Annotated in this window: 19 protein-coding genes and 1 pseudogene; 9 read left to right on the plus strand and 11 right to left on the minus strand. The window is 70.7% G+C overall.

Annotation, left to right across the window (positions count from 1 at the left end; all coding sequences use genetic code 11):
* Positions 1–296 precede the first annotated feature (296 nt).
* Positions 297–1,703, minus strand: coding sequence for a glutamate decarboxylase (locus tag ACWCQS_RS42530; RefSeq protein WP_451009486.1), 1,407 nt, complete (start codon positions 1,701–1,703; stop codon positions 297–299).
* Between the two features lie 33 nt (positions 1,704–1,736).
* Entirely contained in the window at positions 1,737–3,026 is a 1,290-nt protein-coding gene (locus tag ACWCQS_RS42535) for an ion channel protein (RefSeq protein ID WP_451009487.1), read from the minus strand.
* Between the two features lie 123 nt (positions 3,027–3,149).
* Here ACWCQS_RS42535 and ACWCQS_RS42540 point away from each other — a divergent pair, with 123 nt between their 5' ends.
* Positions 3,150–3,917 (plus strand): MerR family transcriptional regulator, encoded by a 768-nt coding sequence (locus ACWCQS_RS42540; RefSeq protein ID WP_451009488.1) that lies wholly within the window; start codon positions 3,150–3,152, stop codon positions 3,915–3,917.
* Between the two features lie 28 nt (positions 3,918–3,945).
* On the opposite strand, the gene ACWCQS_RS42545 is transcribed toward ACWCQS_RS42540, so the two are convergent.
* Entirely contained in the window at positions 3,946–4,311 is a 366-nt protein-coding gene (locus tag ACWCQS_RS42545; RefSeq protein ID WP_451009489.1) for a YbjQ family protein, read from the minus strand.
* 149 nt (positions 4,312–4,460) lie between these two features.
* Between ACWCQS_RS42545 and ACWCQS_RS42550 the strand changes: the two genes are divergently transcribed.
* Entirely contained in the window at positions 4,461–5,417 is a 957-nt protein-coding gene (locus ACWCQS_RS42550; protein WP_451009490.1) for a DedA family protein, read from the plus strand.
* Positions 5,418–5,438: 21 nt separating this feature from the next.
* Here ACWCQS_RS42550 and ACWCQS_RS42555 read toward each other — a convergent pair whose 3' ends face one another.
* Positions 5,439–7,094: a threonine/serine ThrE exporter family protein gene (locus ACWCQS_RS42555; RefSeq protein WP_451009491.1), complete on the minus strand. Its 1,656-nt coding sequence runs from the start codon at positions 7,092–7,094 to the stop codon at positions 5,439–5,441.
* A 133-nt stretch (positions 7,095–7,227) separates the two neighbouring features.
* A complete protein-coding gene (locus ACWCQS_RS42560) occupies positions 7,228–7,719 on the minus strand; it encodes an inorganic diphosphatase (RefSeq protein WP_029381130.1) in 492 nt (163 codons plus the stop codon).
* Positions 7,720–7,798: 79 nt separating this feature from the next.
* Between ACWCQS_RS42560 and dacB the strand changes: the two genes are divergently transcribed.
* The 6 genes from dacB to folE all read left to right on the plus strand — a co-directional run bounded on the left by dacB (position 7,799) and on the right by folE (position 15,521).
* Positions 7,799–9,394 (plus strand): D-alanyl-D-alanine carboxypeptidase/D-alanyl-D-alanine endopeptidase, encoded by a 1,596-nt coding sequence (gene dacB / locus ACWCQS_RS42565; protein ID WP_451009492.1) that lies wholly within the window; start codon positions 7,799–7,801, stop codon positions 9,392–9,394.
* A gap of 97 nt (positions 9,395–9,491) precedes the next feature.
* Positions 9,492–10,625 (plus strand): zinc-dependent metalloprotease, encoded by a 1,134-nt coding sequence (locus ACWCQS_RS42570; RefSeq protein WP_451009493.1) that lies wholly within the window; start codon positions 9,492–9,494, stop codon positions 10,623–10,625.
* Positions 10,626–10,816: 191 nt separating this feature from the next.
* Positions 10,817–11,872 (plus strand): tRNA lysidine(34) synthetase TilS, encoded by a 1,056-nt coding sequence (tilS, locus tag ACWCQS_RS42575; RefSeq protein ID WP_451009494.1) that lies wholly within the window; start codon positions 10,817–10,819, stop codon positions 11,870–11,872.
* A gap of 89 nt (positions 11,873–11,961) precedes the next feature.
* Complete coding sequence (gene hpt / locus ACWCQS_RS42580; protein ID WP_388636116.1) at positions 11,962–12,522, plus strand: hypoxanthine phosphoribosyltransferase; 561 nt, start codon at positions 11,962–11,964, stop codon at positions 12,520–12,522.
* Between the two features lie 216 nt (positions 12,523–12,738).
* On the plus strand, positions 12,739–14,778 hold the full coding sequence (gene ftsH, locus ACWCQS_RS42585) for an ATP-dependent zinc metalloprotease FtsH (protein WP_388636115.1): 2,040 nt from the start codon (positions 12,739–12,741) through the stop codon (positions 14,776–14,778).
* A gap of 134 nt (positions 14,779–14,912) precedes the next feature.
* On the plus strand, positions 14,913–15,521 hold the full coding sequence (folE, locus tag ACWCQS_RS42590) for a GTP cyclohydrolase I FolE (RefSeq protein ID WP_451009495.1): 609 nt from the start codon (positions 14,913–14,915) through the stop codon (positions 15,519–15,521).
* Between the two features lie 24 nt (positions 15,522–15,545).
* Here folE and ACWCQS_RS42595 read toward each other — a convergent pair whose 3' ends face one another.
* The 6 genes from ACWCQS_RS42595 to ACWCQS_RS42620 all read right to left on the minus strand — a co-directional run bounded on the left by ACWCQS_RS42595 (position 15,546) and on the right by ACWCQS_RS42620 (position 20,821).
* Positions 15,546–16,034, minus strand: a complete 489-nt coding sequence (locus tag ACWCQS_RS42595; protein ID WP_451009496.1) for a DUF3180 domain-containing protein — start codon at positions 16,032–16,034, stop codon at positions 15,546–15,548.
* An 80-nt stretch (positions 16,035–16,114) separates the two neighbouring features.
* Complete coding sequence (folK, locus tag ACWCQS_RS42600) at positions 16,115–16,726, minus strand: 2-amino-4-hydroxy-6-hydroxymethyldihydropteridine diphosphokinase (RefSeq protein ID WP_451009497.1); 612 nt, start codon at positions 16,724–16,726, stop codon at positions 16,115–16,117.
* The gene (gene folB / locus ACWCQS_RS42605; protein ID WP_451009498.1) at positions 16,723–17,082 is read right to left on the minus strand and encodes a dihydroneopterin aldolase; all 360 of its coding nucleotides are present in this window, start codon (positions 17,080–17,082) and stop codon (positions 16,723–16,725) included. The genes folK and folB overlap by 4 nt, the downstream gene beginning before the upstream one ends.
* 246 nt (positions 17,083–17,328) lie before the next feature.
* On the minus strand, positions 17,329–17,859 hold the full coding sequence (locus tag ACWCQS_RS42610; protein ID WP_451009499.1) for a nuclear transport factor 2 family protein: 531 nt from the start codon (positions 17,857–17,859) through the stop codon (positions 17,329–17,331).
* Positions 17,856–18,860, minus strand: coding sequence for a dihydropteroate synthase (gene folP, locus ACWCQS_RS42615; protein WP_451009500.1), 1,005 nt, complete (start codon positions 18,858–18,860; stop codon positions 17,856–17,858). Before folP ends, ACWCQS_RS42610 begins: the two co-directional genes overlap by 4 nt.
* A 146-nt stretch (positions 18,861–19,006) precedes the next feature.
* Positions 19,007–20,821 (minus strand): phosphatidylglycerol lysyltransferase domain-containing protein, encoded by a 1,815-nt coding sequence (locus tag ACWCQS_RS42620; protein ID WP_451009501.1) that lies wholly within the window; start codon positions 20,819–20,821, stop codon positions 19,007–19,009.
* 226 nt (positions 20,822–21,047) lie between these two features.
* Here ACWCQS_RS42620 and ACWCQS_RS42625 point away from each other — a divergent pair.
* Positions 21,048–21,591 (plus strand): annotated as a pseudogene (locus tag ACWCQS_RS42625) (esterase); the annotation flags it as partial.

A 21,591-nucleotide genomic window follows, 5' to 3' on the forward strand; every position in this document is an offset into this window, starting at 1 on the left:
TGTTCGGCTGCCGTTCTCCACGGCTGCTGATCAACTGCCGTCTCCACGACGACTGTTCGGCCGTCGCCCTCGCGGCGGCTCGTCGGTTGCAGCCTCCGCGACCGCCGACCGGCTGCCGCCCCGACGACCGCTGGGCAACTGCCGCCTGAACGAACACTGACCGGCTGCCGTCCGCCCGCAAGACAACCGCCCTCGCCACGCGCCATGGAGCAGGACCGGAGGGACCAGTTCGACCGGATGCACCGGGAACTGGACCACCCGGTGCTCCCGCGTGGCGCCCGGGCAGGAGGCGGCGGTCAGTGGTGGAACCCGGTCGCCGCCTCCTTGTCCCGGGTCAGCGGATGCGGCTGCCGGCGCAGTTCGGGCAGCAGACGGGTCAGGTCGGCCAGGAACAGGTCGGCCAGGTCGTGGGAGAAGCCGTTGCGGCACACGACCCGCAGCACCGAGAGGTCCTCCCGGTTCGCCGGGAAGGTGTACGCGGGCACCAGCCAGCCGCTCTCGCGCAGCCGCCGGGAGACGTCGAAGACGTCGTACGACGTCACCTCCGGGGCGGTGGTGAAGGCGAAGACCGGCAACTGGTCGCCCCGGGTCAGCAGCCGGAAGTCGCCCAGCTCCGCGATCCGCCCGGCGAGCGAGGTCGCCACGTCCCGCGTCGACTGCTGCACCGCGCGGTACCCCTCGCGGCCCAGCCGCAGGAACGTGTAGTACTGCGCGACCACCTGGGCGCCGGGCCGGGAGAAGTTGAGCGCGAAGGTCGGCATGTCGCCGCCCAGGTAGTTGACCCGGAAGACCAGCTCCTCGGGCAGCGCCTCCTTGTCCCGCCACAGCGCCCAGCCGACGCCCGGATACACCAGGCCGTACTTGTGCCCCGAGGTGTTGATCGAGGCCACGCGCGGCAGCCGGAAGTCCCACACCAGGTCCGGGTCCAGGAAGGGCGCCACCATGCCGCCGGACGCGCCGTCCACGTGCACCGGGACGTCCAGCCCGGTGCGCTCCTGGAGGGCGTCCAGGGCGGCGCACAGCTCCGCGATCGGCTCGTAGGAGCCGTCGAAGGTCGAGCCGAGGATGCCGACGACCCCGATGGTGTTCTCGTCGCACAGTTCGGCGGCGGCCTGCGGGTCCAGATGGAAGCGGTCGCCCTCCATGGGCACCAGCCGGGCCTCCACCTCCCAGAAGTTGCAGAACTTCTCCCAGCAGACCTGGACGTTGATGCCCATGACCAGGTTGGGGCGGGCGCCCGGGTAACGGTCGGCATTGCGCGTGGCCCACCGCCGCTTGAGGGCCATCCCGGCGAGCATGCACGCCTCGCTCGACCCGGTCGTCGAACAGCCCACCGCCGCCGACGGGTCCGGCGCGTTCCACAGGTCGGCGAGCATCGCCACACAGCGCCGCTCCAGCTCTGCGGTGCGCGGGTACTCGTCCTTGTCGATCATGTTCTTGTCCCGGCACTCCCCCATCAGCACCCCGGCCTGTGGCTCCATCCAGGTGGTGACGAACGTGGCCAGATTCAGCCGCGAGTTGCCGTCCAGCATCAGCTCGTCGTGCACCAGCTGGTACGCCGTGGACGGGGCCAGCGGCGCGTCCGGGAGGCGGTGCGTGGGCGGGGCCTCGGTCATGCCGCCGACCGGATTGGCCTCCCCGTAGAACGGGTTGACGGAAATCTTCCGCTCTTCGTGTTTCTCGGGACCTTTGTGCAGGGCCATGAACGTGCCTCCAGGGATTCCAGAAAAGGGTTCTCAGCGGATCGGGGTGCCGTCCTCGCCCAACTGCATCTGCGGGCGCCCCGTCACCAGCAGCCAGGTCGGCAGCGACGCGATGCACAGCACGGCGATGATGGTGGGCGAGGCGACCAGCACGGCGGCGGTGAACAGGCTCACCCAGCCCTGCCGGGTGATCGCCAGGAGCATGCCCAGGACGCCCGTGGCCACGCCCAGCGCCGGATGCACGGCCGGGACCAGCGCGTGGGCGCACAGCCCCAGGGCCGCGCCGACGAAGACGGACGGGAAGATGCGGCCGCCGCGGAAACCGCAGGCCGCGGCGACGAGCAGCGCGGTCAGCTTCACCACCGCCATCCCGGCGAACTGCCCCGCTGTCCAGCCGTCCGGGTGCCGGGCCAGCTCCCCGACCTCCGACAACCCCTTGAAGAGCGTCAGATGTCCGCCCAGGGCTCCCAGAGCGCCCAGTACGACCCCGCCGGCCGGAAGCATCAGCATCGGGTGCCGCAGCCGCCGGAAGGCCGCGTGGACGAACGGGAAGGCGTAGACGGCGCCCATGCCGAGCAGCGCGGCCGCCGGGGCGATCACGAGCGCCGCCACAATGTCCTTCGGGTCCGGGTGGCCCATGGGCGGCAGCCCCAGATCGAAGGTCGGATGCGCCACCAGGTTGGTCGTGACGGCCCCGCACGCGCCGGCGGTCAGCGGCGCGAACAGGTTGTCCCACAGTCGCCCCCGCATCGGGCGCCCGGCCAGCGCCTCGGAGATGACCAGCGCCGCCGCCACCGGCGTGCCGAACAGCGCGCCGATCGTCGCCGACTCCGCCAGCACCGGCCACAGGGTGCCCGGCGCCCGGGGCGCCAGGCGCGCGCCGAGCAGGACCGCGATGCCCACGTTCACGGCGATGATCGGGTTCTCCGGGCCGAGGCTCGGGCCGCCGGCCAGCATCAGCCCGCTCGCCAGCACCAGTCCCGGCAGCACGACCGGCGGCATCACCGTGGCGTTCAGGCCGAGGGTGGCCGGGTCGGGACCGGCGTGCCCGGGCGCCTTCCACACCACGAGGCCGACCGCGAGGCCCGTGGCGGTCAGCATCACGAACATCCACAGGACCGAGTAGCGGCCCACCCCGAGCGCGTCCGGCAGCGGCCCCCACAGCACGTGCTGGAGCTGCTCCGCCGCCGTGCTCACCCCGACGAACACCAGGCTCGCCACCACGCCGACGGCCACGGCGGGCAGGATGAACGGCAGCAGGGCCCGCGCCGGCGCCGTAGGGGCGGTCGGGGGCGCCTGCGGCGCGTCGGTTTCCTGAGCCACGGGCTCACCATAAGCGGACAAAAAGCACGCAACATCCTGAATGTCCCGAATGGAAACCGGCTTGCACCTCACGCGACGTGAGGCCTCAGCGTGGAGGGCGTACCGACGACAAGGAGCGGAAAAGTGAGCTACTCCGTGGGACAGGTCGCGGGGTTCGCCGGGGTCACGGTGCGCACCCTGCACCACTACGACGAGATCGGCCTGCTCGTGCCCGGCGCGCGTACCCATGCCGGGCACCGGCGCTACACCGACGCCGACCTCGACCGGCTCCAGCAGATCCTGTTCTACCGGGAGCTCGGCTTCCCGCTCGACGAGGTCGCGGCCCTGCTCGACGACCCGGACGCGGACCCGCGCGCACACCTGCGCCGCCAGCACGAACTGCTGACCGCCCGGATCGAGAAGCTGCAGAAGATGGCCGCGGCCGTGGAGCACGCCATGGAGGCACGCAAGATGGGCATCAACCTCACGCCGGAGGAGCGGTTCGAGGTGTTCGGGGACAAGGACCCCTTCAACGAGGAGTACACCGAGGAGGCGGAGCAGCGCTGGGGCGACACCGAGGCCTGGGCCGAGTCCCAGCGCCGCGCCGCGCGCTACACCAAGGAGGACTGGAAGCGGATCAAGGCCGAGGTCGACGACTGGCAGGAGCGGTACGCCGCCCTGGTGGCCGCGGGCGAGCCGCCGTCCGGTGAGGCGGCCATGGACATGGCGGAGGAACACCGGCAGCACATGACCAGGTGGTTCTTCGAGGTCCCGTACGAGATGCACCGGTGCTTGGGTCAGATGTACGTCTCCGACGAGCGCTTCAAGGCGTACTACGACTCCATGGGGGCCGGTGTCGCCGAGCACCTGCGCGACGCGATCCTCGCCAACGCCGACCGTCAGACCTCCTGAGCGCTCCCGGCCCGGGAGTGCGCGGGGCTCACTCCCGGGCCAGGACCACCGCCGTGCCGTAGGCGCACACCTCGGTGCCCACGTCCGCGGCCTCGGTCACGTCGAACCGGAACGCCAGCACCGCGTTGGCGCCACGCGCGCGTGCCTGCTCCACCAGGCGCTCCATGGCCTGGTTGCGGGTCTGCACGAGCGTCTTGGTGAGTCCCTTCAGCTCGCCGCCGATCATCGACTTCAGGCCGGCGCCGATCTGGCTGCCGAGGTGGCGGGAGCGCACGGTGAGTCCGAAGACCTCGCCGATCACCTCCTGCACCCGGTATCCGGGCACGTCGTTGGTGGTCACGACCAGCACATCCGGCTGGGGCCCCTGGCCGCCGCCGTAGTCATCGAGTCCCATGAGTCACACCTTTCTCCCAGTCATCCCACAGTGCATCCTGGAGACACCGGTGGAACCTGGGGCGGTCACATCACGTTGATAGCTTTGTGCGGCCTTCGCTCGAGGACCAACCCTCATAGCCGCCTTCACCCCTTCAGGAGCCCGGACCCGTGATGACACTCGCCCTCGGCCCGAGCTGGCTGGACCCCAACCATCTGCTCGACACCTACGGCATCTGGGGCCTGCTGCTCGTCGTCTTCGCCGAGTCCGGCCTGCTCATCGGCTTCTTCCTGCCGGGTGACTCGCTGCTGTTCACCTGCGGCCTGCTGATCACCTCGCATCAGATGCACTTCCCGCTGTGGGGCGCGATCGGCCTGATCTGCCTCGCCGCGATACTCGGCGACCAGGCGGGCTACATGTTCGGCAAGAAGGTCGGCCCGTCCCTGTTCAACCGCCCCGACTCCCGCCTGTTCAAGCAGGAGAACGTCACCAAGGCGCACGAGTTCTTCGAGAAGTACGGCCCGAAGTCCCTGGTCCTGGCCCGCTTCGTGCCGATCGTGCGGACGTTCACGCCGATCATCGCCGGCGTCAGCGGCATGAGGTACCGCTCGTTCCTGATCTTCAACGTCATCGGCGGCACCCTGTGGGGCGCGGGCGTCACCTTGCTCGGCTCCTGGCTCGGCAACATCGACTTCGTCAAGAACAACATCGAGGCGATCCTCATCCTGATCGTCCTCGTCTCCGTGGTCCCGATCGCGATCGAGTTCCTGCGGGCCCGCGGCAAGGGGAAGAAGGCAGCCGCGCAGCCGGCACGGGAGGCGTCCCGCCCGGCCCCGGTGGTCATGGACGACGCCACGACCAGGCTCCGTCGCGTCGAGACGGACCAGCCCTACGGCCGGCCGTACGAGGAGCCGTACCAGCGGCCTCAGCAGCCCCAGCAGCAGGACTGGAACCAGCAGCAGGAGCAGTACTGGAACCAGGGCTACGACCAGCAGTACCCGCAGCAGCAGTACACGCAGCAGCAGTACGACCAGGGCCACTACGACCAGGGCCACTACGACCAGGGCCAGTACGACCAGGGCCAGTACGACCAGAACCAGTACCCGTACGGCTACCGCAACCACTGAGGTGCGCAGGGAACGGCGCGCCTAGAACCCCCTGGTCCGCTTGGCAGCCCGCCGCTTCCCGGCGGACCCCACCCTCAGGAACAGCCGGAAGATCTCCGACCCCAGATTGACCCCGATGGCGATGGCCATGGCCAGCGACGCCGCGTTGGCCAGCGACACCAGCCCCTTGTTCACCTCGTTCTGGGCCATGTTCAGCAGCCCGAAATACGTGGCGGAGCCAGGCAGCAGCGGTCCGATCGCCGCCGTCGTGTACGGCAGCGCCGAAGCGAATCGATAACGCGACAGCAGCTGCCCGAACAGACCGACCAGCCCCGCGGCCACGGCCGTCGACGCCACCGGCGAGATGTCGGCGACATAGTGCATCGCGCCGTACACCGTCCACGCCACGCCGCCGTTGAGCGTCACCCACAGCACGGTCGACCGCTCCTGCTGGAGCAGCACCGCGAAGGTCAGCGAGAGCAGCATGGAGGCCGCGATCTGGATCAGCGGCCGTTCGTTGATCACGAGCGCCGCGTCCGGATTGAGCTTGCCGCCGACCTTCACCCCGAAGTACAGGACGACCAGCACGCCGGCGACGATGCCGACGAAGAAGTACAGGACCTCCAGCAGACGGGCCGACGCGGTGATGTAGAAGCCGGTCAGACCGTCCTGGACGCCCGCCACCAGCGCCCGCCCGGGCAGCAGCGCGAACAGTCCACCGGTGACGACGGCGGACGCCTTCACATCGACGTGCGCCAGCGCGAACGCCACCCCGATGGCCGCGGGCGGCATCGCGGCGACCGTGAACTGGTAGAACTCCGGCAGCCCGCGCCCCGCGCACAGCCAGGCCAGCCGGTCGCCGAGCATCGCGCCGAACGCGGCGGCGACGAACACGATCAGGTCACCGCCGACCAGCACGGAGGCCGCACCCGCCAGCAGCCCGCTGGCCAGGGTCAGCGCCCAGCCCGGGTAGGGGTGCCGGTTGCGGCGGATCTCCGCCAGCCGCCGGTAGGCCTCCTCCAGGGAGACATGGGTCTCCGGGTCGGTCAGATCGTCCACCAGCCGGAACACGGCCGCGAGCCGGGTGTAGTCGGTGCCCCGCCGCCGTACCGTCCGCGAGGCGGTCACCGGGTCCTCCACCAGCGACGGCTGGTGCGAGATCGACAGCAGCGTGAAGGTGACGTTCGGCTCGCAGCGGTCCAGGCCGTAGGAGCGGCACACCGCGAACATCGCGGTCTCCACGTCCTCCGCGCCCTCGCCGCCGGCCAGCAGCAGCTCGCCGATACGCAGGGTCAGGTCCAGCACGCGCGGGACGGCCGGGCCCTCCTCCTCCACCCGCTGCACCAGCTCGGGCGCCGGCCGCTCGGCCACCGGCATCCGCAGCATCGTGCGCATCCGGTCCTGCCAGGGCGCGTCCTTGATCAGGCTGACCAACGGCACCCCGGTGGCTGGGGTGAACGCCGTCAGGGAGTCCTTGGCGGTGTAGGCGCTCGGCGGGCTGAACGCCGACGCCTCCGGCTCGGCACTCGGCGGATGCGGCGTCTCCAGGCCCTTCGGCAGGGCGAACTCGGAGGTGGTCTCCGGCTCACCGCCGCCCTCGGAGACCTCGATACCCGCGGGAATGGCGAACTCGGACGTGATCTCCGGGTCGTACCGCGCCTCGTCCGACCGGGGCTTGCGGTCCTCCGCCTCCGTCACCTCGCACCGCTCCCTGAACGACACCTTCCGTATGGCTCAGTATGCGCACAGGACCCGGAGGGGTCGTACGCGCGCGTGGATGGGAACGGGCCGCACGCGTGCGCGTACGGCCCGTCCACGAGAAGGGCGGGGCTCAGTGGCCGCCCTGCTCCTTGAAGCGCTTGTAGGAACGCTCGATCTCCGCCTCGGCGTCCGTGCGGCCCACCCAGTTGGCGCCCTCGACCGACTTGCCGGGCTCCAGGTCCTTGTACACCTCGAAGAAGTGCTGGATCTCCAGGCGGTCGAACTCGGACACGTGGTGGATGTCGCGCAGGTGCTCCACACGCGGGTCCGTGGCCGGAACGCACAGCAGCTTGTCGTCGCCGCCCGCCTCGTCCGTCATGCGGAACATGCCGATCGCGCGGCAGCGGATCAGGCAGCCCGGGAAGGTCGGCTCGTCCAGGATGACCAGCGCGTCCAGCGGGTCGCCGTCCTCGCCGAGGGTGTTCTCGACGAAGCCGTAGTCGGTCGGGTAGGCGGTCGAGGTGAAGAGACGACGGTCCAGGCGGATCCGACCGGTCTCGTGGTCCACCTCGTACTTGTTGCGCGAACCCTTCGGGATCTCGATCGTGACGTCGAACTCCACCGGTGGCTCCTCCATGATCAGCACATAGTTCTGGTGGTTAAGTGTCCCTCACGCAGGTGTGTGATCGCGAAAGGGGCTGGTGGTCGTGCCAGAGCTGAGGCCTTGGCGGGCCGCGAGACCGCAGGTGGAGCGGATCGCGAACGCCGTACGACCGCGTCTGGCGCGGGCCGGGGCGGCCGCGAGGCCGCGGGTCGCACGGTTGACGCGGGCCCTGCGGTCCCGGCCCCTGGCCCTGCCGCGGCCCGTGAAGACCTGGCAGTACACCGCGGGTGCCGCCACCGTCGGCCTGGTGCTGGCCGCCGGTGTGGTGACCGCGGCCGGCCCCTGGGACGCCAACGGTCAGCGTACGGCCGAGCGTGACCGGGCCGCCGCCCTGGAGCGGACAGGTGGCACAGATCACGGCCGGTCCGGTACGGCTGTCGGGGCGCCCCGGCCCGCACCGAGCGCCGAACCCGTCCTGATGGGCCTGGACGGCTCGACGAGCGCCGTCGACACCAAGAAGGCCGCGCCGGGCGGAAAGGCCCTCTCCGACGTCCTCAAGCCTCTCCTGGACGCCTCCGCGCTGGGCGGCACCCACGCGGCCGCCGTCGTCGACGTCGCCACCGGCAGGCGCCTGTACGCCGCCGACGCCGACAAGGCCCTCACTCCCGCCTCCACCACCAAGATCGCCACCGCTGTCGCCGCCCTGTCCGCGCTGGGCCCCGACCACCGCCTCACCACCCGTGCGGCCCTCGAACCCGGCACCGGCGAACTGATCCTGGTCGGCGGCGGCGACCCCACCCTCACCGCCCGCACGAAGGCCGACGGCTGGGCGAGCCTGCGCACACTGGCGGCGGACACCGCGAAGGCGCTGGCCAAGCGCGGCATCCACAAGGTCACGCTCTCCTACGACACGACCCTGTACTCCGGCCCCGCCGTGCACCCCATCGGCGTCAACGACAACCTCGCGCCGGTCAGCGCCCTGAGCGCCGACGAGGGCCGCACCAACGGCTCGACCAGCGGCCCGGCGCCCCGCGTGAGCGACCCGGCGAAGGACGCGGCGAGCAAGTTCGCGGCCTTCCTGAAGAACGCCGGCATCACCACCACACCCCCCGGCCCGTCGAAGGCCAGCACGCGCGCGCAGACCCTCGCCACGGTCTCCTCGCCCCCGCTGGCCGACGTGGTCGAGCGCATGCTGACCAACAGCGACAACGACATCGCCGAGGCCCTGGCCCGCCAGACCGCCCTCACCAGCGGCCAGCCCGGCAGCTTCGACGGCGGCGCCAGGGCGGTCTCCGCGCGGCTGACCAAGCTGGGCCTGCCGATGTCCGGCGCCTCCTTCCACGACGGCAGCGGCCTCGACCGCGACGACCGGCTCACCGCCGACCTCCTCACCGCCCTCCTGGTCACCGCGGGCGACCCCGGCCGCCCCGGTCTGCGCCCCGTCCTCACCGGGCTGCCCGTGGCCGGCTTCACCGGCACCCTGGCCGACCGCTACACCGACAGCGCGGCAGGCGTCGTACGCGCCAAGACCGGCACCCTGACCGGCGTGAACACCCTCGCCGGCACGGTCGTCGACGCCGACGGCCGCCTCCTGGCCTTCGCCTTCATGGCCTCCGGCACGACAGACCCCGTGCAGGCCGAGTCGGCCCTGGACAAGACGGCCACGGCACTGGCCGGGTGCGGCTGCGGATAGCCGCGGCCGGCCGCACCAGGCGCCCGTCCGACGCCCTCAGCCCCTGCCGACCCTCATGGCCTGCCCCAAGCGGGAGCGGTCCCGTACGGTTGACGACATGACTGGCTTCGGTGGCACCACATCTCCCGGGATGGTCGACTGGAACCTCGCGGTGGCAACCGCGACACGGCTCGTACGGCCGGGCCCCGACGTCAGCCGCGACGAGGCACGCGCCGTCGTCGCGGAGCTGCGCCGGCACGCCAAAGCCTCGGAGGAACACGTCCGGGGCTTCACTCGTATGGGCATCGACGAGATCCACGACACCCCGATCCTGGTGGTCGACCGGCCCGGCTGGGTCCGCGCCAACGTCGCCGGTTTCCGCGAGATCCTCCGGCCGCTGCTGGAGAAGATGCAGGAACGGCGCGCCGGCAGCCCCGGCAGCGCGGTCCTCGGCACCGTCGGCGGCAAGGTCACCGGCGTGGAACTCGGCATGCTGCTGTCGTTCCTGTCCTCCCGCGTCCTCGGCCAGTACGAGACCTTCGCCCCGGCCACCCGCGACCTCCCGGCCGGTGAGAACGGCGGCGGTCGCCTCCTTCTCGTCGCGCCCAACATCGTCCACGTCGAGCGCGAACTCGACGTCCAGCCGCACGACTTCCGCCTGTGGGTGTGCCTGCACGAGGAGACCCACCGCACCCAGTTCACGGCCGTGCCCTGGCTGCGCGACCACCTGGAGGGCGAAATCCAGTCGTTCTTGGCGGAGACCGACGTCGACCCGATGACCTTCCTGGAGCGCGTCAGGGAAGCCGCCCAGTCCCTCGCCGGAGGCCGTCCCGAGGGCGAGGAGGAGGACGGCGGCCGCTCCTTCGTGGAGCTGGTGCAGACCCCCGCCCAGCGCGAGATCCTCGCCCGCCTCACCGCCGTCATGTCCCTGCTGGAAGGCCACGCCGACTACGTCATGGACGGCGTCGGCCCCAGTGTCGTACCGAGCGTGGCGGAGATCCGCGAGAAGTTCCAGCAGCGCCGCGCCAAGGGTGCCTCCCGGCTCGACCTCGCCCTGCGCAAGCTGCTCGGTCTGGATGCCAAACTCAGGCAGTACCGGGATGGCGAACGGTTCGTGCGTGCCGTCGTCGAGCAGGTCGGCATCGACGGCTTCAACCGCGTGTGGACCTCGCCCAACACCCTGCCCACCAAGGCGGAGATCGCCAAACCGGCGGACTGGGTCGCGCGGGTGCACCGCAAGGCCGAGTCGTGAACGGCATGGACACGTCGTAAATCGAATCCGGCCGACGGCAGGCGAACGCCCCTCCAATCACCCGTCCGAGGGACCGTGAGCCATGCGTAGGCGTGCAATGCTCGGGGAACCGCCCGCTTCTGTCACCATCTACACACTCTGAGTGACCGGACTCGGGCTCACCCCCCGAAACTTCATGAAGGGAACCGGACATGGGTCCCCATCCTGCGGTCGCGGCGATACGCCTGGCGGTCCGCCGCGTCCTCCACGACATCCTCAACAACCACCACGCCTCCGGCGGCCCCGGCCGGCAGGCCTTCGGCACGCACCACGACCGGACGGCCGAGCGGCTCCCCTCCCCGCTCGTGCTCGTCGCCTGCTCCGGCGGCGCCGACTCCATGGCCCTCGCCTCGGCCCTCGCCTTCGAAGCGCCCAAGCTCGGCGTCCGCGCCGGCGGCGTCACCGTCGACCACGGCCTCCAGCCCGGCTCCGACCTCCGCGCCGACGAGGTCGCCCTGCGCCTGCGCGAACTCGGCCTCGACCCGGTCGAGTCCGTCGCCGTGACCGTCGGCCGCGACGGCGGACCCGAGGCCGCCGCCCGCGACGCCCGCTACGCCGCCCTCGACGCCGCCGCCGAACGCCACGGCGCCACCGCGGTCCTGCTCGGCCACACCCGCGACGACCAGGCCGAAACCGTCCTGCTCGGCCTCGCCCGCGGCTCCGGCATCCGCTCCTTGTCCGGCATGGCCGCGGTCTCGGGGGCCGGCGGCCGTTACCGGCGCCCCTTCCTGGCACTCGACCGGCAGACCGCCCGCAAGGCCTGCATGGTCCAGTCCCTCCCCGTCTGGGACGATCCGCACAACACCGACCCCGCCTACACCCGCTCCCGGCTCCGGCACGAAGGTCTGCCGGCCCTGGAGAAGGCCCTCGGCAAAGGCGTCGTGGAGGCACTCGCCCGCACCGCTCAGCTTTCCCGCGACGACGCCGACGCCCTCGACGCCTGGGCCAGCCAGGCCGAGTCCTCCGTACGCGACGCCGCAGGCCTGCTGGAGTGCGCCAAGCTCTACGCGCTCCCGCCCGCCGTACGCCGCCGCATCCTGCGCCGCGCCGCCATCGAGGCCGGTGCCCCGGCCGGTTCGCTGTTCGCCCGCCACATCGAGGAAGTCGACCGTCTGATCACCGGCTGGCGCGGCCAGGGAGCCATCAATCTCCCGGGCAAAGTCGTCGCCCAGCGGCAGGGTGGCAGACTGGTGATTCGGCAAGGCTGAATCCCGACCCCGCGGAGCGACCCTCCGGCGGCCGGTACGGGCAGCCGGTGGCCGTGCATGCGGCCGTAAGTGCGGGACGACCGAAAGTGATGCGGGTGGACGCGAAAGACATGGGTGCCGACCTCCAGCAGGTGCTCATCACCAAGGAAGAGATCGACGCGAAGCTGGCCGAGCTGGCCGCGAAGATCGACGCGGAGTACGCGGGCAAGAACCTGCTCATCGTCGGCGTCCTCAAGGGCGCCGTGATGGTCATGGCGGACCTCGCCCGGGCGCTGTCCACCCCCGTCACCATGGACTGGATGGCCGTGTCCTCCTACGGCGCGGGCACCCAGTCCTCCGGTGTCGTGCGGATCCTCAAGGACCTGGACACCGACATCAAGGGCAAGCACGTCCTGATCGTCGAGGACATCATCGACTCCGGCCTGACCTTGTCCTGGCTGATCAACAACCTCGGCTCCCGCGAGCCCGCCTCCCTGAAGGTGTGCACGCTGCTGCGCAAGCCGGACGCCGCCAAGGTCGCCATCGACGTCGAGTGGGTCGGCTTCGACATCCCGAACGAGTTCGTCGTCGGCTACGGCCTCGACTACGCCGAGAAGTACCGGAACCTGCCGTTCGTCGGTACGCTCGCGCCTCACGTCTACGGCGGCTGAGCCGTACCGGGTGATGTGAGCCACTCGGCTCAAGCCTTGTAGGACGATCGGGAACCCCGGCGGGTTCCAGGGCGTTGAAGCATGCAGAGACGGGCTCCCTGGCCGTCCGAAGCGAACTTCGTGCGGCTTCGGACCACCACGCTGGGGTACCGTCAGGAGAACTGTCTTATCAAACTCACTATGGCAGGAGGGACGGGGCGGCACCGCTCCGTATGGATGGACGTGAAGCGATACTTCCGTGGGCCGGTCATGTGGATCGTGCTGGCCGTCCTTGCCGTGGTCGTGTTGATGCAGGTCGTCGGCTCGTCCGGCGGCTACAAGACGGTGGACACCGGCCAGGTCGTCGCGGCGATCAATGACAACAGGGTCCAGTCGGCCAAGCTGACCACCGGCGACGAGCAGACCATCAAGGTCACCCTCAAGGACGGTCAGAAGATCGACGGCAGCTCGAAGATCCAGGCGAGCTACATCGATCGTCAGGGCGAGACCGTCGCCGGCATCCTGCAGACCAAGTACCAGGACAAGCAGATCCCGGACGGCTACACCGTGTCGCCGTCCAAGCAGAACCCGTTCGTCGGCGTCCTGCTCTCCCTGCTGCCCTTCGTCCTGATCGTCGTCGTCTTCCTGTTCCTGATGAACCAGATGCAGGGCGGCGGCTCCCGGGTGATGAACTTCGGCAAGTCCAAGGCCAAGCTCATCACCAAGGACACCCCGAAGACGACCTTCTCCGACGTCGCCGGCTGCGACGAGGCCGTCGAGGAGCTCCACGAGATCAAGGAGTTCCTCCAGGAGCCGGCCAAGTTCCAGGCCGTCGGCGCCAAGATCCCCAAGGGCGTGCTGCTCTACGGCCGTCCGGGTACCGGCAAGACGCTCCTCGCCCGCGCCGTGGCCGGCGAGGCGGGCGTCCCCTTCTACTCGATCTCCGGCTCCGACTTCGTCGAGATGTTCGTCGGTGTCGGTGCCTCCCGGGTCCGTGACCTGTTCGAGCAGGCCAAGGCGAACGCCCCGGCGATCGTCTTCGTCGACGAGATCGACGCGGTCGGCCGCCACCGCGGCGCCGGCCTCGGCGGTGGTCACGACGAGCGCGAGCAGACCCTGAACCAGCTGCTCGTCGAGATGGACGGCTTCGACGTCAAGGGCGGCGTGATCCTCATCGCCGCCACGAACCGCCCCGACATCCTCGACCCGGCACTGCTCCGCCCCGGCCGCTTCGACCGCCAGATCGCGGTCGACCCGCCGGACCTGCAGGGCCGCCTGGAGATCCTCAAGGTCCACCAGAAGGGCAAGCCGGTCGCGCCCGACGTCGACCTGGCCGCCGTCGCCCGCCGTACTCCCGGCATGACCGGCGCCGACCTGGCGAACGTCCTCAACGAGGCCGCGCTGCTGACGGCCCGAGGCGACCAGAAGCTGATCGACAACCGAGCGCTCGACGAGGCGATCGACCGCGTGGTCGCGGGCCCGCAGAAGCGGACCCGGATCATGTCGGACAAGGAGAAGAAGATCACCGCGTACCACGAGGGCGGTCACGCCCTGGTCGCGGCGGCCTCGCCGAACTCCGACCCGGTCCACAAGATCACGATCCTGTCCCGCGGCCGCGCCCTCGGCTACACGATGGTCCTGCCCGACGAGGACAAGTACTCGACCACGCGCAACGAGATGCTCGACCAGCTCGCCTACATGCTGGGCGGCCGCGCCGCCGAGGAACTGGTCTTCCACGACCCGACCACCGGCGCCGCGAACGACATCGAGAAGGCCACCAACCTGGCCCGCGCGATGGTCACCCAGTACGGCATGACCGAGCGGCTCGGCGCCATCAAGTTCGGCGGCGACAACAGCGAGCCCTTCCTCGGCCGTGAGATGGCTCACCAGCGCGACTACTCGGAAGAGGTCGCCGCGCTGGTCGACGAAGAGGTCAAGAAGCTCATCGAGACGGCGCACAACGAGGCCTGGGAGATCCTGGTCGAGAACCGCGACGTGCTCGACCAGCTCGTCCTTCACCTGCTGGAGAAGGAGACCCTGGGCAAGGAGGAGATCGCCGAGATCTTCGCCCCGATCGTCAAGCGCCCGCCGCGGCCCGCCTGGACCGGCTCCTCCCGCCGCACCCCGTCCACCCGCCCGCCGGTGCTCTCCCCGAAGGAGCTGGCACTGACGAACGGTGCGAACGGCGCGACGGCCGCCATCAGCACGGTCAAGTCCACCGCCGCGGAGCCCGCCCCGGCGACGGACAAGACCCCGGAGGACCGCCCGGAGAACTGATCGCGTTTCGGCCAATCGGCCTGGAATGAACGCCGCGCCCATCAGGTTTTAGCCTGGAGGGCGCGGCGTTCGTACGTCCGCACCCAGATGCGTGGCCGCCGCCACGCGCGCGAGGTAATGGAGCGAGGAACCAGATGACCAACCCGGTGACGCTGGACGGCGACGAAGCCCCCATCGGCGAATTCGACGAGAAGCGCGCCGAAAATGCCGTACGGGAATTGCTGATCGCGGTCGGCGAGGACCCGGACCGGGAGGGCCTGAGGGAGACGCCGGCGCGAGTGGCGCGGGCCTACAAGGAGATCTTTGCGGGCCTGTGGCAGCAGCCCGAGGACGTGCTGACGACGACGTTCGACCTCGGGCACGACGAAATGGTGCTGGTGAAGGACATCGAGGTGTACTCGACCTGCGAGCACCATCTGGTCCCGTTCCGGGGCGTCGCCCACGTCGGCTACATCCCGTCCGTCACCGGGAAGATCACCGGCCTGTCCAAGCTGGCCCGTCTGGTGGACGTCTACGCCCGCCGACCGCAGGTGCAGGAACGACTCACCACGCAGATCGCGGACTCCCTGATGGAGATCCTGGAGCCGCGGGGCGTCATCGTGGTCGTCGAGTGCGAGCACATGTGCATGTCCATGCGCGGCATCCGCAAGCCGGGCGCGAAGACCATAACGTCCGCCGTGCGCGGGCAGCTGCGGGATGCGGCGACGCGGAACGAGGCCATGAGCCTGATCATGGCGCGCTGAACCGGTGCTTGCCGAAACCGGCCGTCACGCGGCCGGTTCCGCTCCCGGGGGGTTCTGGTCCTCGTCCTCCGGGAGTTTGCACACCCGCTCCAGGAACAGGGCCGCCGCTATGACACCGATGCCGGCCAGGACCGAGAAGCCGGCGTAGACGGCCTGGTCGCGGCGGGCCGGGGTGTCCAGCAGCTCCAGCAGGAAGACGCCCGTGCCGCCGTACATGCCGGCCACGAGGGCGGCGACCAGGGCGCTGGCCTGGCCGAAGACCACCGCGCGGGCGGCCATCAGGGGGTCGACGCCCTTCGCGCCGGGGCGGCGCTCGCGCTGGGCCTTGAGGCGGGCGCGCAGCGACAGCGCCGTCGAGAGCAGGACCACCGCGATCAGGGCGAGCACGATGGGGGCGGCCAGGGGGACGCTGGGCAGGGTCCCGATCGAGTTCCAGAGGCGGGCGCCCGCCCAGGACAGGATCCCGGCCACGACGAACACGCCCGCCAGCACCCTGATGCGCAGCTCTCTCACGGTGTCCCTTCAGCTCCCCCGGACCGGTCCGGACTGCGGTCGGCTCGACCTTGTCGTTCGAGTCGTCTTGACCTTAACGACTATTCGGGCAGTCGGAGTTCCAGGTCCGCGCGGGGCTCGACGCCCGCACGGGTGACGGCCGACAGCAGTTCGGCCACCGGGCCGCGGCCGGGCAGCTGGGCCTGCGGGTCCACGTCGTGCCAGGGGGCGAGCACGAAGGCGCGCTCATGGGCGCGCGGGTGCGGCAGGGTGAGCTGGGGGTCGTCGGAGGTGACGTCGGCGTAGGCGACGATGTCGACGTCCAGGGTGCGCGGCCCCCAGTGCTCGTCGCGGACGCGTTTGTACGCCTCCTCTATGGCGTGGGCCCGCTCCAGCAGGGAGGCCGGGGGGAGGGTGGTCTTGAGGAGCACGACCGCGTTGAAGTACGACGGCTGGCTGCCGGGTGCCACGCCCCAGGGCTCGGTCTCGTACACCGGGGAGACGGCCTTCACGCGGACACCGGGGGTGTCCTCCAGCGCGTCGACGGCGCCCTGAAGGGTCTCCAGGCGGTTGCCGAGGTTGGAACCGATGGAGATGACGGCCCATTTCGGGTTCTGGAGGGTCGTGTCGGCGGCGTCCACCTTCTCGACGACCGAGGCGGGCACCGGCTGGACGGTCGGGTCGCTGTGACCCTGCAGGAAAGATCGGGTCATACTCGGCTCCGGGTGATGGTGACGGTCACGTCGTCGAAGGGGACGGTGATCGGTGCGTCCGGCTTGTGGACGCAGACCTCGACCTCGTGCACCCCTTCGTGCTTCAGGCAGGTCTGGGCGATCCGCTCGGCGAGGGTCTCGATGAGGTTCACCGGTTCACCCTCGACCACGGCCACGACCTCCTCGGCCACGATGCCGTAGTGGACGGTCTTCGCCAGGTCGTCGTCGGTCGCCGCCGGCCGGGTGTCCAGCCCCAGGACGAGGTCCACGATGAAGGTCTGGCCCTCCTCGCGCTCCTTGGGGAACACACCGTGGTGCCCGCGGGCCTTGAGGCCGCGCAGCGCGACACGATCCACGCGAATCACTCCTGCAATCGTCGGGAAGGACCGGTCCGTACCACGTGCGGGCGGCACGCCGTCCTCAGACGAATCTACCTGCGGGCACTGACAAAGCCGGGCCGCGGGGCGCTGGCCCGGGCCGGGATCACGAGGGTTCATCCCGGGTTTCCCCGGGGAAACCCGGCCGTGTCATGGGTTGGTAGCGGCTCCTACCCCGGGGTAGGTGATTCCAACCACTTCTCGCCCCATGGAGCGTCCACCCGCTCAGGCGAGGGGTCCGTCGTCCGGGGTCACGCCGTCGGCGCCGGACTCCTCGTCCTCGGCGGTCTCGGCCAGGACGGGGGAGGCGTGGTGCGACCAGAGCTTCCAGCCGGCGGGTGTGCGCCGGAACACGTTCGTGGCGACGACGAGCTGGCCGACGAGCGGTCCCAGTTCCGCGCCCTCCTCGGGGGCGGGGCCGCCGCTGAGGATGTTCTCGGTGCAGGTGACGAGTGCGGTGTCGCCGGTGACGGAGACATGCACGTCGGTGAGGAAGAACTGGATGTAGTCGGTGTTGGCCATGATCAGGGCGTACGACCTGAGGACCTCGCCGCGGCCGGTGAGCACCGGCCAACCGGGGTGTACGCAGGAGATCACGCCGGTGTCCGCCGGGTCGTGGTACTCCTCGTCCACGCCCAGGTCGGCGGGGGTGAGCCAGAGGGAGGACAGCTCATCGAAGTCACCGCGTTCCATCGCCTCGTAGAAGGCGGTGTTGGCGGCCTCCACCTGTTCGACATCGGTATGAGGGGCGCTCACCGGGCTCCTTCCGCCCCTTGCTCATCACTGGTGCCGGGCGTGCGCCCACTGCCGCACGCCCCTGGCTCGCGCTCGGCGCTCGGAGTGTTTCCCGCTGCACGCGCCCCGCGCTCGCTGAGCGCGTCCGGCGCTGAGCCCGCCGTACGCGCTCCCTCCACGGCGCGTGCGACCCGGACCGCGTCCGCGGTGGCGCGTACCTCGTGCACACGCACCGCCCACGCGCCGGAGTGCGCCGCGAGTGCGGAGACGGCGGCGGTGGCGGCGTCGCGCTCCCGGGCCGGCGGGGGCGCGCCCTCCGGGCCGGCGAGGACCCGGCCGAGGAACCGCTTGCGGGAGGCGGCCACGAGCAGGGGGTGGCCGAGGGCGCGCAGGCGGTCGAGGTGGGCGAGGAGGGTGAGGTCGTGTTCGGCCTCCTTGGAGAAGCCGAGGCCGGGGTCGACGACGATGCGGTCGGAGGCGATGCCGCCGGCCAGCACGGCCTCCACGCGTGCGTCCAGTTCGTCCACGACTTCGGTGACGACGTCCTCGTAGGCGCCCTTGACGTTGCCGCCCTGCAGGAAGCCGCGCCAGTGCATGACGACGAACGGGGCGCCCGTGTCGGCGACCACCGGGATCATCGCGGGATCGGCGAGCCCGCCGCTGACGTCGTTGACGAGGGCGGCGCCGGCCGCGAGGGACTGTGCGGCGACGGAGGCGCGCATGGTGTCGACGGAGACGACGACGCCTTCGGAGGCGAGGCCCCGGACGACCGGGATGACGCGCCTGAGTTCCTCTGCCTCGTCCACCCGGGTGGCGCCGGGGCGGGTGGACTCGCCGCCGACGTCGACCAGGTCCGCGCCCTCGGCGACGAGTTCCAGGCCGTGCTTGACGGCGGCGGTCGTGTCGAACCAGCGGCCGCCGTCGGAGAAGGAATCGGGGGTCACGTTGACGACACCCATGACCGCGCACCGGTCCCATGCCGGAAGGCCGGCGACCCGGCCGCGCCCGCTGAGGTTGTTCATACGTTCAGCGTAGGCCCAGGAGGGCGCCTGGAACGCGAGGCGGCCCGGGCGGGGAGCCCCCGTGCTGGAGGGGGTGGGCGCGCCCGCCCGGGCCCGTCCTCGGCCGGACCGCTCTGTCCTGCGGTCCTGATGTCGTCCCGCGGCGCTCAGGCCGCGCGGACGTCCCGTTCCGCCATGGCGTGCGCGCAGGGGCGCTCGGCGGCCGCCCTGCGCCGGCGCAGGAAGCGCGGGAGCGGCAGGGCGAGGTTGACGAAGCCCTCCGCCTGCATGGCGGCGAAGCCGATGCGGGGCAGGTCGGCGTTGTTCCGGTAGACCACGAAGCGGGGCTCCCAGCGGGGCTGGAACTTGGCGTTGAACTTGTACAGCGACTCGATCTGGAACCAGCGCGAGAGGAAGACCAGCAGCCCGCGCCAGGCGCGCAGCACCGGGCCGGCGCCGATCTTCTCGCCGCGTGCGAGGGCGGAGCGGAACATCGCGAAGTTCAGCGAGACCCGGGTGATGCCGAACTTCGGCGCGGCCTGGAGGGCGGCGACGATCAGCAGCTCGTTCATGCCGGGGTCGGCGCTGCGGTCGCGGCGCATCAGGTCCAGCGAGGCGCCGTCCTCGCCCCAGGGCACGAAGTGCAGGACCGCCTTCAGGTCGCCGTACTCGCCGGGTTCGTCGTCCTGCTTGTGGGCGGTGGCGATCAGGCAGTCGCCGTCGGCGGGGTCGCCGACGCGGCCGAGCGCCATGGAGAAGCCGCGTTCGGTGTCGGTGCCGCGCCAGTCCTCCGCCGCCCGGCGGATGCGTTCCAGTTCGGCGTCGCCGAGGTCACGGATGCGCCGCACCCGGGTTTCGTAGCCGGCTCGCTCGATGCGCTTGACCATTTGCCGTACGTTGCGCATCGCGCGTCCGGCGAGCGAGAAATCCGCGACGTCCACCACCGCCTCGTCGCCCAGTTCCAGGGCGTCAAGGCCGGTCTCCCGGGTCCACACCTCGCCGCCGGTCTCCGAGCAGCCCATGACGGCGGGCGTCCAGGAGTGCGCCTTGGCCTCGTCCATGAAGCGCTCGATGGCACCGGGCCAGGCCTCGACGTCACCGATGGGGTCGCCGCTGGCGAGCATCACCCCGGAGACGACGCGGTAGGTGACCGCGGCCTTGCCGCTGGGGGAGAAGACGACCGCCTTGTCGCGGCGCAGCGCGAAGTGGCCGAGCGAGTCGCGCCTGCCGTGCTTCTCCAGCAGGGCCCGCAGCCGGGACTCGTCCTCCTCGGTGAGGCGGGCGGCCGGGTGTTCGGGGCGGAAGGCCAGGTAGATCGTGGTGACGGCGGTGATCCAGCCGAGGGCGCCGAGGGAGAAGGCGACGGTCCAGGACGTGTTGCCCTGGTAGTCGACCGGGCCCTCGAAGCCGAACAGACCGTAGACGACGTGCGTCAGCCGGTCGGCCAGGCTCGGGTCGCCGATGGTCCGGTGCGGGTGGACGCTGACGATGATGAGTCCGAGGACGAGAGAACTGGCGCTCATGAGGATGAAGTTCGCGAGCGCCCGCCACCTGCTGCGCGGATCGGGCAGCGCCGCGAACTCGTCGCGGTGGACCAGCAGGGGCACGAGCAGTGCCACCGCGATGAGCATGCCGACGACCGAGTGCCGGTATGCGAACTCCGCCGCCGCGCCGGCCGGCAGCAGCGCGACCGCGGCCCGCCACGCCCGGCGCTTGCGCCGTTTGAGCCCGTGCGCGAGCAACAGCAACAGCACACCGGCGCTCAGCGACAGCGCGGCCGCGAAGGGCCCGAACGAGCCCGGGAGCACCTCGGCGATGGCGTGCATACGGCTGTGACGAAAGCGCGGGAACACACCCGCCGCAATGTCCAGGACGCCCACGAGGGCGGCCGCCCTGCCGACAAGCACAGGCACGGCCTCGGGACGCGGGCCGCGCAGTATGCGCCGCGCCCGGCTTGATCGGCTCGGAACCCCGCCCGACATTTCCCCATCTATCCTGACAGACATCGCATCCCGTAGTTCTGCGAGAGACCTTGAACCCGGGCCCGATCGGGCATCCGGCGACATTGCGCCCTCTAGGACGGTGTCTTGGGGAGAGAGGTTCACTCCCCACCGGAAAGTCGGGTCAAAGGCCAAGGAAAGCCCCGGGCAAGCCCTCGCAACGAAGCGTGGGCGGCGCCGGGCGGAGAGCGCAGGCAGGTAACAGCCCATGGGTCTCACGAGCAACAAAGTGCTGATGCTGGCGATCGTTCTCGCCGTACTGCTGTTCGCCGGCACGGTGTGGTTGTGGCCGCGGCTGGCCCGGCGGAGCTGGCGGGCCGTCAGCGGCCGGGTCGGTCTGCTCCTGACCACCCAGCTGGCGCTGTTCGCCTCGGTGGGCCTCGCCGCCAACCAGGCCTTCGGGTTCTACGCCAGCTGGGCGGACCTGTTCGGCCAGGAGAACGGCCAGGGGGTGGTCGTCGACCATATAGCGGGCGGTGGCAACAGCCCCATCCAGGTGGTCTCCACGTCCCACGTCCTCGGCGCGAGCAGCACACTGCCGCAGGTGGCCGGGCAGATCCAGAAGGTCGACATCATCGGCCGTACGACCCACCTCGCCACGCCGGCGTTCGTCTATCTGCCTCCGGAGTACTTCAAGCCGCAGAACAGCGCGCGCAGGTTCCCGGTGTCCGTGGTTCTCACGGGTTACCCGGGCACGGCTCAGGCGCTGGTGGACAAGCTGCACTATCCGAGCACCGCGCAGCAGCTGGCCA

It is taken from the genome of Streptomyces sp. NPDC002076 (assembly GCF_053593835.1).

What these genes read in the sequence shown, in the direction of transcription:
- hpt (WP_388636116.1), top strand. Translation starts at nt 11,962, where the DNA reads ATGCGGGTGGACGCGAAAGACATGGGTGCCGACCTCCAGCAGGTGCTC.
- ACWCQS_RS42620 (WP_451009501.1), bottom strand. Translation starts at nt 20,821, where the DNA reads ATGTCGGGCGGGGTTCCGAGCCGATCAAGCCGGGCGCGGCGCATACTG.
- ACWCQS_RS42530 (WP_451009486.1), bottom strand. Translation starts at nt 1,703, where the DNA reads ATGGCCCTGCACAAAGGTCCCGAGAAACACGAAGAGCGGAAGATTTCC.
- ACWCQS_RS42570 (WP_451009493.1), top strand. Translation starts at nt 9,492, where the DNA reads ATGACTGGCTTCGGTGGCACCACATCTCCCGGGATGGTCGACTGGAAC.
- folP (WP_451009500.1), bottom strand. Translation starts at nt 18,860, where the DNA reads ATGAACAACCTCAGCGGGCGCGGCCGGGTCGCCGGCCTTCCGGCATGG.
- folE (WP_451009495.1), top strand. Translation starts at nt 14,913, where the DNA reads ATGACCAACCCGGTGACGCTGGACGGCGACGAAGCCCCCATCGGCGAA.
- folK (WP_451009497.1), bottom strand. Translation starts at nt 16,726, where the DNA reads ATGACCCGATCTTTCCTGCAGGGTCACAGCGACCCGACCGTCCAGCCG.
- ftsH (WP_388636115.1), top strand. Translation starts at nt 12,739, where the DNA reads ATGGACGTGAAGCGATACTTCCGTGGGCCGGTCATGTGGATCGTGCTG.
- tilS (WP_451009494.1), top strand. Translation starts at nt 10,817, where the DNA reads ATGGGTCCCCATCCTGCGGTCGCGGCGATACGCCTGGCGGTCCGCCGC.
- ACWCQS_RS42545 (WP_451009489.1), bottom strand. Translation starts at nt 4,311, where the DNA reads ATGGGACTCGATGACTACGGCGGCGGCCAGGGGCCCCAGCCGGATGTG.